At 36.8% G+C, this 12,441-nt stretch carries 7 protein-coding genes and 1 pseudogene; 6 read left to right on the top strand and 2 right to left on the bottom strand.

Features of this window, described 5'->3' with window-relative positions; all coding sequences use genetic code 11:
* The first annotated feature begins 54 nt into the window (after positions 1-54).
* The 4 genes from DDD_RS08205 (at position 55) to DDD_RS08220 (ending at position 5,038) form a co-directional block, all read left to right on the top strand.
* Positions 55-867 (top strand): hypothetical protein, encoded by an 813-nt coding sequence (locus tag DDD_RS08205; protein WP_015362351.1) that lies wholly within the window; start codon positions 55-57, stop codon positions 865-867.
* 131 nt (positions 868-998) lie between these two features.
* Positions 999-2,570 (top strand): family 16 glycosylhydrolase, encoded by a 1,572-nt coding sequence (locus tag DDD_RS08210; RefSeq protein WP_236613404.1) that lies wholly within the window; start codon positions 999-1,001, stop codon positions 2,568-2,570.
* A gap of 131 nt (positions 2,571-2,701) precedes the next feature.
* Positions 2,702-3,349 (top strand): class I SAM-dependent methyltransferase, encoded by a 648-nt coding sequence (locus DDD_RS08215; RefSeq protein WP_041567034.1) that lies wholly within the window; start codon positions 2,702-2,704, stop codon positions 3,347-3,349.
* Positions 3,350-3,583: 234 nt separating this feature from the next.
* The gene (locus DDD_RS08220; RefSeq protein ID WP_015362356.1) at positions 3,584-5,038 is read left to right on the top strand and encodes a KAP family P-loop NTPase fold protein; all 1,455 of its coding nucleotides are present in this window, start codon (positions 3,584-3,586) and stop codon (positions 5,036-5,038) included.
* A gap of 3 nt (positions 5,039-5,041) precedes the next feature.
* On the opposite strand, the gene polA is transcribed toward DDD_RS08220, so the two are convergent.
* Entirely contained in the window at positions 5,042-7,879 is a 2,838-nt protein-coding gene (gene polA / locus DDD_RS08225; RefSeq protein ID WP_015362357.1) for a DNA polymerase I, read from the bottom strand.
* A gap of 428 nt (positions 7,880-8,307) precedes the next feature.
* Here polA and DDD_RS08230 point away from each other — a divergent pair.
* Positions 8,308-9,863 (top strand): annotated as a pseudogene (locus tag DDD_RS08230) (IS1182 family transposase).
* 2 nt (positions 9,864-9,865) lie between these two features.
* Here the strand turns inward: DDD_RS08230 and DDD_RS08235 are convergent.
* Positions 9,866-11,032, bottom strand: a complete 1,167-nt coding sequence (locus tag DDD_RS08235; RefSeq protein ID WP_015362360.1) for an MFS transporter — start codon at positions 11,030-11,032, stop codon at positions 9,866-9,868.
* A 136-nt stretch (positions 11,033-11,168) separates the two neighbouring features.
* On the opposite strand from DDD_RS08235, the gene DDD_RS08240 reads away from it, so the two are divergent.
* Complete coding sequence (locus tag DDD_RS08240) at positions 11,169-12,398, top strand: metallophosphoesterase (protein WP_041567035.1); 1,230 nt, start codon at positions 11,169-11,171, stop codon at positions 12,396-12,398.
* Positions 12,399-12,441 lie beyond the last annotated feature (43 nt).

Below are 12,441 nucleotides of genomic sequence, written 5' to 3' on the forward strand. Positions count from 1 at the left end.
AACGAGACTTTTTTGTGAGAATTAACATATGTAAATATTTTTACAAAAAAAAATATGAATTACAAAAGTATAATCCCTGTATTACTTTTTTCTTTCCTTATTTCTACGATAAACGCTCAAGTAGGAGTAGGAACGGATGATCCCCAAGCGGCTTTAGATATTAATTCTACAGATTCTGGATTGTTATTACCTAGAGTAGATTTACAATCAGATACTGATAATACTACGGTAAAAAATCCCAATGGAACGGCATTAGTAAACGGGACAATGGTATGGAATACCGCGGCTACTGGAATTAAACCTGCTGGTTTCTATTACTGGATGGATGGAGAATGGACTCAAGTTATAAGCTCTACTCAAAAGACAGTTCATTTTGGTAAAATGATAATAGATGCATCAGGCTCAAAAATAATTACTGGAATAGGATTTAAACCAAGTTCTATTGAGTTTATAGCGGTAAACCGAGTACAAAATTATAATGATGGAGCCTATCGTTCTAGCAGTAATAACTCTAACGATGTGAGAATGGCAAGTGGTCAAATGACAGGTTTTGCAACTAATTATAATGGAGTAAAAAGTCAGCAAGTTATTTCTTATGGAACAAGTGGTTCTAGTATCAACAATATAGGTACGTATTCCTCAAGTAATCATTGTATTGCGGCTTACTTTGTTAATAACAATGGAGAGGCTATTCACGATAACGGTCAATCTAATAATGGGAGCGATGCTCAAGACGGATTAATTAGAGCATCTTTGACAACTTTTGATAATGATGGATTTACCATAAACGTGGATAAATTTCTAGCTGGTGCTACTTCAAATGATCGTACTAATCAAATCGTCGTAATTTTTAAGGCTTATAGATAAGTTGCTTTATATCATTAATTCCCTCTCCTGATTAGTAAACTTTAACAAGCGATAAGTTTGTTGTATAGTATTTGTTGTGGTCAGTTTTTATCTATTCTCGTGGTCCTATCGTAGTTTAGCAAAAAAAAGCAATGATTTCATTGAGATACATTATTCTACTTTTTTGTGCTATTCAATTTTCCTATGGGCAACAGTTTCCATTAGATTTTGAGAATAATCAGTTTTCGTTCACAGGTTTTTCTGGTTCTTCTTTTTCTTTTAGATCAGATCCTGCTGGAGTGTCTGGAAATGCTGGTCAATTTTTCAACGATGGCAGTTCACCTAGTCAAGGATTTTTTATAGATGTTTCTACCGCGGTTGATCTTAGCGCAGATCAAAATGTTACTCTAAGATTTTATGCCTTTGACCCTAATGCTCACAACATACTTCTAAAGTTTGAAAATGGGAATCAAGGAGATGTAGAAGTACTGCAGCAAATTCCTGCAGGAGCAAATGCATGGAAAGATGTTACTTTTGATTTTAGCAACGCAACGCTAAGCGGAGCTGGAACCAACGTTTCAGCCACAGGTCAGTACGACCGAGTTGTCATTTTTATTGACTTTGGTAATACAACTGCTGGGACTTATGTCATAGACGACATCAATAACGGTGCTGTAGCAACTCCATTCAATCCTATAGATGTAGTTTATACAGATTTAGTTTGGTCTGACGAGTTTGATACTTCAGGATTAAATAATCCAGTAGATCCAAGAAAATGGCATCATCAAACCCAACTTCCGGCTGGTGGCAGCTGGTACAATAACGAGGTGCAGCATTACACTAATAGAACGGACAATTCTTTTGTAGAAAATGGATTTTTGAATATAGTAGCTAAAAGAGAAAGCTTTTTTGATCAAGGTCAAACTAAACAATTTACTAGTGCCAGACTAAATTCAAAGTATGCTTTTACTTATGGTAGAGTAGATGTACGAGCAAAATTGCCATTCGGTAATGGAACTTGGCCTGCAATATGGACATTGGGTAAAAACATTAACGAAGATGGTGGTTTTTGGGATGCTACACATGGAACGACCAACTGGCCGTTATGTGGAGAAATAGATATTATGGAGCATGGTTTAGGTGCTGTGAATCATGTTTCTGCTGCATTGCATACGAATTGTGCAGGTTGCTCAGGAAACACTAGAAATTTTAGATCAACCACACTTCCTGATGTTGCAAATAATTTTCATGTGTATTCTATGAACTGGTCGCCACAACAAATTACATTTTTAATTGATGACGTACCATTCTACACTTATAACCCAACCGTAAAAGACGTTAATACCTATCCGTTTTTTGAAGATCAATATTTACTATTAAATGTTGCGATGGGCGGTTATGCAGGTACCATCGATCCTAGCTTTTCACAAAGTGCGATGGTCATTGATTATGTGCGCGTATATCAAAACACATTGAGTACTGATCAATTATCTATTGATACAACTGTAAAAGTATTTCCTAATCCTGCTAAAGAGCAATTCCAAATCAATGCCTCTCAAAAAATAGATAAATTAGAACTTTATAATGTTTTTGGGCAAGCTATAATTGAAAAAAATGATGACTGTGAAACTATAGATATTTCTAAGTTCGATAACGGCATTTACTTTTTGAAAGTTTATGTAGGCTCTTCCATTGCAACGGAGAAAGTCATAATTGCACATTAAAATATAATTTACAGCTTAAATTAAAGGCATTTTTTATTATCGTTATGCTTTTCTGATAGCTTTTTCTACCTTTTTTAAGAAGGAATTTTCCTTATCTTGGGCGTTTGTTTTAATTACAACACCACTAACCATTGGATTACAATAACAAGTCTGCAAAGTATTATAATAACGTAAGGCAAGAAATGCTTGCTTATCTTCCTAATAACCCTAAGACCATTATAGACATAGGTTGTGGAGCTGGTGCTTTTGCTGAAGCTTTGAAAAATAAAACCAAAGCAGAGACTTGGGGAATCGAGTATATGGATAAAGAGGCTCAAGTTGCAGCTACTAAACTGGATAAAGTTTTCTCAGGTCCATGTGAAGATTACTTAGATGAGCTTCCCGACAAGTATTTTGACGTGATATATTTTAACGATGTGCTAGAACATCTTACTTATCCCGATACAGTTCTAGAAAAAATAAAACACAAACTCACTAAAAATGGTGTTGTTATAAGTTCTATTCCTAACATACGTTATCACAATACCTTCATGCGATTGGTCTTTAAAAAAGACTGGATTTACAACGACCATGGAGTGATGGATAAAACCCATTTAAGATGGTTTACCAGAAAAAGCATTCAAAGAATGTACAAGCAGTTAGGTTATACTGTTCTTCAACATGAAGGAATTAATAAAAGTAAATCGATTAAACCGTGGTTGTATAATATTCCAGTATTATTCACACATCTAGATATTAGGTATCCGCAGTATGCTACTGTGGCTAGTTTTAAGCGGTAAATTACTTTTTACTTCTACATTCTGTATCATTTATAATATTTCTTTTTATTTCCCAAGCCCCAAACCTAAAGGGTACGGAAACACCGATATCTAGACTTTAAAATATAAGAAACCTTACCCTTTAAGGCTGGGGAAAAGGTTTCGTACTTCAATAACTTGAAATTAAATTACTTGTTAATAACTACACTTGAACACCAGTAGTTTATATCCTACATTTAGAGAAATATTACTGCCGTGAAATTATTATCCAACTTACCTATTGAAAATCTAACTCCAGAAAATGATTATTTAGGTGTCATTGAAAAAGGAGATATGATTGTGTCTCTTTTAAAGTCAGGAAACATTGAATTTGAGCAAATGAAAATGTTTGCTCTTTACGGTAATTGGGGTAGTGGTAAAAGTACTTTGATGAAATACATGGAAAGTAAACTTCAAGACGACTTTCAAACATTTTATTTTGATGCCTGGCAATATGAAAATGGTAAAGATTTGAGTTTTTCATTATTGGAGTTTATGACAGAAAAAGGACATGATTCCATTCAGAAGGTTAGTACCGATTTATTATCCTATGGTAAAAAGGTTTTAATAGGAGCTTTAAAAGGAAGTCATCCCATCGCTAGTGGAGTCATAAGTGAAATTAAAAGCTCCAAAGAAGAGTCATTTCATTACAAAATTCAACAATTCAAGAGGAAATTCAGAGAATTTGAAGAGGCTATTTTTCAACAAGAGAATGGGGAAAAGAAAACTAACATAGTTTTTATTGACGATTTAGATCGCTGTGAGCCAGAGAAAGTTTTGGATTTACTTTCAGAAATTAAACTCTTCTTTACTTATGGAGAAAGAACAATCTTCTTTTTTGGGGTTGATGAAAAAGCGGTACAGGTAGCGATAAAAACTAAATATCGAGATGTTGTAAAGTCGAATGAATACTTAGAAAAGGTTTTTGATTTGGATTTTCAGATGCCATCTAAAATTATTCTCTATAAATTAACTAATCAAGCTTTTTCAAATAAATTAATTCGACAGTTTAACGGGAAACATACGGTAAACTTATTAGTAGCCAAATTGTTTAATTATCTAGGTATAAATAATCCCAGAAAGATCAAAAAAATTCTGAACAAGTATCAAATTTTAATGGAGGCTTCAGAAAATACAAAATTAGTACATGATAAGGGATTAGTAATGATTTTGAAACATGAAGAATCTATGTTATTTATCATTTATTCAGTTTACCTTATAATTCTTAAAATGTTTTCAATTGAAGAATTTGAAAACTTTGGTCATACAGATGAGAAAATTCAGAAATTGTATTCCATATCTGGAGAAACCACAAATAAAGAGCCAAATTTGAACATAATTGGTCACATGGACTTAGACGAATTTAGTGAACAAATAAACATGAATATTTCTTTAAGCCAATGTTATTCAAATGCGATAAAAAACGTGAATCAATCAGGGTTGTCAGAGTTGCTTTATCTAACCATGCCTATTAATTTGGAAAGATTCAATATAAATTTTTTGCGAAGCAAAGATTCGTTTAATCTAATCAAAATTTCTAAGAATAATTATTCAATGAAGTTTACTTTATTTGTATTGGAAAATTTCATTTCAAATTACACTTTAAGCGATGATGATAAACTTACATTATCGATTTCTGACTTTAAACTATTAATTCGACAAATTATATAACATTTAATGCGCCTCTAACCAATTCTCACCAACACCAACTTCCACATCTAGTGGCACCGTCATTTTATAAGCATTTTGCATCTCGTCTTGTATGAGTTTTTTCATGTCTTCTAACTCGTCGTTATGAATGTCAAAAACCAATTCATCATGTACTTGCAGTAACATTTTAGATTGACACTGCATCTTTTCAAACTTTTTGTGAATATTGATCATCGCGATTTTAATAATGTCTGCCGCACTTCCTTGAATAGGAGCATTCACCGCGTTGCGTTCGGCTGCGCCTCGCACAACGGCATTAGAACTATTAATATTCTTTAAATAACGACGTCGTCCCAAAACGGTTTCTACATAACCGTTTTCTCGAGCAAAATCTACTTGTTCTTGCATATATGCTTTCAACTTAGGATAAGTAGCATAGTAAGTGTCTATCAATTCTTTAGCCTCGCTACGATCTAGATCGGTTTGATTACTTAATCCGAATGCGCTTACCCCATAAATGATTCCAAAATTCACAGTTTTTGCATTGCTACGCTGTTCTCTAGTGACATCTTCTATAGCGACGTTGAATACTTTTGCAGCGGTCGATGCGTGAATATCTTCACCACCTTGAAAGGCAGCGATCATGTTTTCTTCTTCGCTTAAAGCAGCGATAATACGCAATTCAATCTGAGAATAATCTGCAGCGACGAGTGTATAGTTTTCATCTCTTGGTACAAATGCTTTGCGCACTTGACGACCACGCTCGGTACGTATAGGAATATTTTGCAAATTAGGATCTGTAGAACTCAATCTACCTGTTGCTGCAACCGTTTGCATATAATTGGTATGGATGCGATGCGTAGCAGGATTGACCTGATTAGGCAATGCGTCCACATAAGTTGATTTTAATTTGGCAAGACCACGGTATTCCAGTACATCAGCAATAATTTGATGGTCTTTGGCGAGATAACTCAGTACATCTTCGGCAGTAGAATATTGTCCCGTTTTTGTCTTTTTAGGCTTGTCAACAAGCTTCATTTTACCAAACAATATTTCTCCCAATTGCTTCGGCGAGCCTATATTAAATTCTTCTCCTGCCGCTTCATAAATATCTTTTTCTAGACGTTCTATGTCTTCGTTCAGCTTTCGCGAAAGCGAACTTAAAAAATCACCATCTAGATTAACACCTTCTATTTCCATCGCAGCCAGCACATCAAGCAATGGCATTTCTATATCGTGAAATAACTTATCAGTTCCTGCGCTAGCAAGCTCTGGAACAAATTTCTCTTTGAGCTGAAAAGTAATATCAGCATCTTCAACGGCATATTCCTTTTGCTTTTCTAGCTCTACATCGCGCATCGATTTCTGATTCTTACCTTTCTTACCGATTAACTCGACAATAGATTGAGGCGTGTAGTTCAGATAGGTTTCGGCTAGTACGTCCATATTGTGACGCATGTCTGGATTGATGAGGTAATGTGCCAGCATGGTGTCAAACATCGGTCCTTTTACATTTACTCCATATTTATCCAGTACTTTGATGTCGTATTTGAGATTTTGTCCTACTTTCTCAATGGTTTCACTTTCAAAAAACGGTTTAAGTTCGTTAACCACATCTTGAGCAGCATCACGATCTTCAGGAATAGGCAGATAAAAACCTTTTCCTTTTTCCCAAGAGAATGCGATTCCTACTAGCTCTGCTGTTAGTGGATCAAGTCCAGTAGTTTCTGTATCAAAACAAACGCTGGATTGCTGCATCAACGATTGTAAAAACAGCTTTGTTCCCATTCCTTCTTGAACGAGTTGGTATAAATGGTCGCTAGTTGCAAGGGTTTGTCTTCCTGTAGTCGAAGCCTCGGCTGCTGTTCCAGATCCTGGAGCGTCAAATAAAGAAAACTGTCCTGCGCCGGCATCAGCATTTGAATTGGAACTTGAAGCGTTCTCGGCTGCGCTCGAACTGACATCCTTAGAAAAAATCTTTGCCATGGTTTCTTTAGCACGACGGAATTCTAGCTCGTCAAAAATTTCATGTACAGCCTCGACATTTGGATCGTCTAAGGTGTATTTTTCTGCTTTAAAAGTCACTGGGCAGTCCAGTCTAATAGTAGCTAGTTTCTTAGAAAGAAGACCTAATTCGGCATTTGCGATGACCTTTTCTTTCATTTTACCTTTAAGCTTATCAGTGTTTTCTAATAAACCTTCCATCGATCCATAAGCGGCTATAAATTTCTTAGCGGTTTTATCTCCTACACCAGGCAGTCCAGGAATATTATCACTGGCATCACCCATCATTCCCAGGTAATCGATAACTTGCTCAGGTCGTTCTACTTCAAATTTCTTTTGCACCTCAGGAATTCCCCAGATCTCGATTCCGTTACCCATACGAGCAGGTTTATACATAAAGATATTCTCTGACACTAACTGCGCATAATCTTTATCTGGTGTTACCATATAAGTGGTAAAACCTTCTTTTTCTGCCTGTTTTGCCAGCGTTCCTATCAAGTCATCTGCCTCAATTCCTGCCTCTTCTACGATAGGAATATGCATCGCTTTTAGGATTTTCTGAATATACGGTACTGCAATTTTTATCGCTTCAGGAGTCTCATCACGATTTGCCTTATAATCGGCATACATTTCTACACGTTCTTTGCTTCCTTCTTTATCAAATGCAACGGCTAGATATTCTGGTTTCTCACGTCTTATCACGTCAAATAGCGAATTAGTAAAACCCATAATCGCACTGGTATCCATGCCGGCGCTATTAATTCTAGGGTTTTTGATCAATGCATAATAACCTCTAAAAATCAAGGCATAAGCATCAAGGAGAAATAATCTTTTATCGTCAGTACCGTCGTTAGTCATCGTAAAAATTTAAGGATGCTAAAGATAAAAAATGAACCTAGGAAAAAGCGAGATATCAATGTCAATTATGACATTTTATACACAAAACCTCGATAGTAAATTGCTTTTTAAATAGTAATTGTTGGATTAGTGTTCCGCTTTCGCGAAAGCGGAATAAGAAAATCATTTGTGGTGCTTATGCTACGAGTAAAGGATTTGTAATATTACATTGGTTGTTAAGAATGTTCCCTTCCTCTTGGGAAGGGCTAGGGATGGGCTTCAAAGTCCTTCCGTAAATCCAGTTTTCTAAAAGTAGGTGAAACTAAAGCTGTAGTAATAACTGTAATTAATGTCATGGTGCCACCAAAAACAACGGCGGTAACCGTCAGACTGTCTCAAAACTCTCCCATTCTGCTTGATATTTATATCGATTTTTCCGATATTTATATATGGAATACTTGCAAAAAGAGTCGCGCAGTCAGCTCACTTTATACACCACATGCCTAGATGACATGATTGCCGCTGATAATACCGTTAGGGCTATTGACACCTTTGTAGACAGTCTCGATTTAGAACATCTAGGCTTTGCATCACTAGCATCTCAAGGAAGACCACCTTATGATCCAGCAGATCTTCTCAAACTCTTCATCTATGGCTACATGAACCGCATGAGATCCTCTAGAAGACTAGAACTGGAATGCAATCGCAACATCGAGCTCATCTGGTTGCTAGGCAATCTCAAACCAGACCACAACACCATCTCTAGGTTTAGAAAAAACAACCCCAAAGCCATTAAACGCGTCTTTAGAGCCACCGTGAGTATCGCCCAAAACCACAACCTGATAGGCGCCACCTTAATCGCTGGAGACTCCACTAAACTCAGAGCTCAAAACAGCAAGAAAAACAATTACAACCTCAAAAAAGTAGCCCGACACATCGAGTACATCGATAAAAAATTAGAGGAGCATAATACCGCTCTTGCAAAGCGGACAACGACCAAGAAAAGCAAGACCACAAAGACCAAATCGACAAGCACAACAAACAGCGCAAGCGTTACGAAGGAATCAATAAAACGCTGAAGGAAGATACCACGACCGAAAATCCGCAGTTGTCCACCAGCGATCCAGATAGCAGGCACCAAATTACTCGTGGGATGATCACAGAAGTATGCTACACCGCACAAACCACGGTAGATGCTGACCATAAAGTACTCCTAGATTATAAAGTTACTAACGAGAATGATAAAAAAGCGATGGGAAACATGCTGCGCAGAGCAAAATCTATCCTTAAAACCAACCAATTCACCGCTCTCTACGACAAAGGCTATCACACGGGCAGCGAGTTTAAAACAGCACACGATTTAGGCATCGATACCCTAGTAGCCATACCAGCTATAGGACGTAAAAGTCAAGCGCCCGATCCAGCTTATAACGTAGAACATTTTAAATACGATAAAGCATCTGACAGCTATCAATGTCCGCAAGGTCACGAGCTTAAAAGCAATGGAAACTGGTACAAAGCACGTAATTATAAGTTTAAGCAATATAAGAGTAGCGCCTGTAAAAGCTGCCCAGTCAGGTCGCTATGCACCACATCAAAAGCAAACGGTAAAATAGTCCAGCGTAGTGAATACAAACAGTACATAGAAGCTAATTTTAAACGAGTACAACAACAACCAGAGATCTATAAAAAAAGACAAGCCATCGTAGAACATCCATATGGCACCATAAAGCGCCAATGGGGTTTTGATCACATTATTACTAAAAAAGGAATCCAGAACGCCAGTGCAGATTTTGGCCTCATCGCTATCGCATACAACCTCAAAAGAATCCTAAACATCATAAAAGAGCAAGGAAAACTAGCCTTTATACTTAATAAACAACGCCATAAAGCCATTTTTAAGCTCCTATCAACATTTTTAAGCCTTTTCAAACCAAAAATAATCTTACCAACTCACTTTCTCAAAATCCATTCACTTCACTTTTCTAACGTATATTTAAACTGAAATCACGCAGTTTTGAGACGAACTGCCGTTCCCATTAATTTTGCGGTAACACCACTTTCAAAACCACCCAGCTCATTAGAAGAACCTACAAACATGGAATTTACTGAGGCAACACGGCCACGCATGTGGTCTGGTGTTTTAAGTTGAAGAATGGTCTGGCGTATGACCATAGAAACACCATCAGTAACACCACTAAAAAACAGCGCTACTACAGATACCCAAAACGAAGTAGAAAGACCAAAAACAATGATACAAATCCCAAAACCAAAAACGGCGGTAAGCAGTTTCATCCCTGCATTTTTACTGATAGGAAGATAGGCAGTAGCAATCATAGTAAGAATAGCACCTACTGATGGAGCTGCCCGTAAAATCCCAAATCCTTCACTGCCTACATCTAAAATTTCTTTTGCAAAAATGGGTAGTAACATTACTGCACCACCGAATAAAACGGAAATCATATCCAGCGTTAAAGCTCCCAAAATGGCTTTAGTCTTAAATACAAAACCCAAGCCTTCTTTTAAACTTTGGAGGATGGGCTCGTTGATCTTTGTGTTAAGGATAGGTTTTTTAGAAATAAAGAATACCGTCATAAAAGCTAGAGAAACCATACTAAAAACGATGCATAAAGACCAGTGTACACCAAACCAGCTTATCGCAAATCCAGAAAAAGCAAGCCCTGCAACCGAAGCAATTTGCCATGCGCTGCTGCTCCACGTTGCTGCATTAGGATATGCTTTTTTAGGAACGAGCAAAGCAATTAAAGAAAAAAGAATAGGCCCGAAGAACGATCTCAAAATACCGCCAAAAAATACCAGAGAATAAATACAGTATAAAATGGTATTGGTAGACCAGTTACCTGCAATCTCAGGCCAGGTCAATAAAAACAACCCTAAACTAATCAATGAAAATGCACCTATACACAAAGCGAGTAAATTGCGCTTTTCTCTTTGGTCCACGATATGACCAGCAAATAACGCCATGCAAAATGCTGGGATAAATTCCATTAATCCGATGATTCCCATGGATAAAGCATCATTTGTTAAGGAGTACACTTGCCATTCAATGACTATAAACTGCATGGACCAGCCGAAAACTAGTAAGAAACGCATCAGTAAAAAGACATTGAACTCTTTAAAACGCAATGCTGCGTAAGGATCGCTTTTAGTCATGTTTTAACCTAATAATAGATGGTTTAAATGTGCTGCGTTGCATTAAGCGAGGCAAGATACTAGTTTGATCCTACAACTAATTTAGTTTAACAATCTGCCAACAGTTTGAAGGCTTTTTATAGTATAGTTTCGCACGATGCGATTGTTCATATTTTTATTTATTGTTATTCTTTTAGAAGTCTATTCTTTCCAGTTAGTCAGGACTTTATCCCGTGGTCACTGGTGGAAGTGGATCTATTTAGCAGTTTCAGTTCTCGCTATCATAAATGTTATTTTGCAGTTCACCTGGCTTAATCCAGATCGATCGCAATTTTCCACAGTAAGGGATTTTTCAGTTACTTTCATGTTGGCTTTGTTAGCTTTAAAGTCAGTCTTCATTTTATTCATGCTAGGAGAAGATATTTATAGACTTATAGAAGGTGTTATCAACTCGCTTTCGCGAAAGCGAGAACCTGATCAAACATTCTTTCAAGGCAGAAGAGATTTTATTGCTAAGGTAGGTCTTGCAGTTGCTGCTTTGCCTTTTGGAGCAATTCTTTATGGAGCATGGAGAGGTAAATATGATTATCAAGTGCGTGAATATGAATTGAGTTTTGATGATTTGCCAGAAGCATTTGATGGTTATAAAATCACGCAGCTTAGTGACATTCACGTAGGAAGTTTTGACGATAAAGAGGAAGTGAAATATGCGGTCGATCTTGCTAATAAACAGCAAAGTGATTTAATATTATTTACTGGAGACCTAGTGAACAACGTAGCTACCGAAATGGAAGGCTGGGAAGCTATTTTTGGCTCTTTAACGGCACCTGATGGTGTTTATTCTGTTTTAGGAAATCACGATTACGGCGATTATGCGCAATGGGAATCTAAAGAGGCAAAAGCAGCAAATATGCAGCAGCTTTATAAAATCCAGAAGGATATGGGCTGGAGATTATTACTCGATGAGAATGAAAAAATTACTCGAGGATCAGATTCTATTAACATAGTAGGAGTTCAAAATTGGGGTGGTGGCCGTTTTCCTAAATATGGAGATCTAGAAAAAGCTTCTGCTGGATTAACTAATGAGGAGTTTAAAATACTTTTAAGTCACGATCCTACACATTGGGATTTACAAGTAAAAGGCGACGATAGGAAGTACCACTTGACATTAAGCGGTCATACTCATGGAATGCAATTTGGTATTGAGATTCCAGGTTTTATAAAGCTTAGTCCAGCGTGGTTCGTTTATAAAAAGTGGGCCGGTGTTTATAAAGAGGCCAATCAGTTTTTAAATGTGAATAGAGGTTTTGGTTTCTTAGGCTACTCTGGTAGAGCTGGAATCTGGCCTGAGATTACTGTTATTACTTTAAAGAAAAACCTCTCTTAACTACCATAATTGCTAGTATTGAGGTTTTTGCGTACATTTGATT

This window comes from Nonlabens dokdonensis DSW-6 (assembly GCF_000332115.1).
Lineage (GTDB): Bacteria > Bacteroidota > Bacteroidia > Flavobacteriales > Flavobacteriaceae > Nonlabens > Nonlabens dokdonensis.

What these genes read in the sequence shown, in the direction of transcription:
- DDD_RS08205 (WP_015362351.1), top strand. Translation starts at nt 55, where the DNA reads ATGAATTACAAAAGTATAATCCCTGTATTACTTTTTTCTTTCCTTATT.
- DDD_RS08210 (WP_236613404.1), top strand. Translation starts at nt 999, where the DNA reads ATGATTTCATTGAGATACATTATTCTACTTTTTTGTGCTATTCAATTT.
- polA (WP_015362357.1), bottom strand. Translation starts at nt 7,879, where the DNA reads ATGACTAACGACGGTACTGACGATAAAAGATTATTTCTCCTTGATGCT.
- DDD_RS08235 (WP_015362360.1), bottom strand. Translation starts at nt 11,032, where the DNA reads ATGACTAAAAGCGATCCTTACGCAGCATTGCGTTTTAAAGAGTTCAAT.
- DDD_RS08240 (WP_041567035.1), top strand. Translation starts at nt 11,169, where the DNA reads ATGCGATTGTTCATATTTTTATTTATTGTTATTCTTTTAGAAGTCTAT.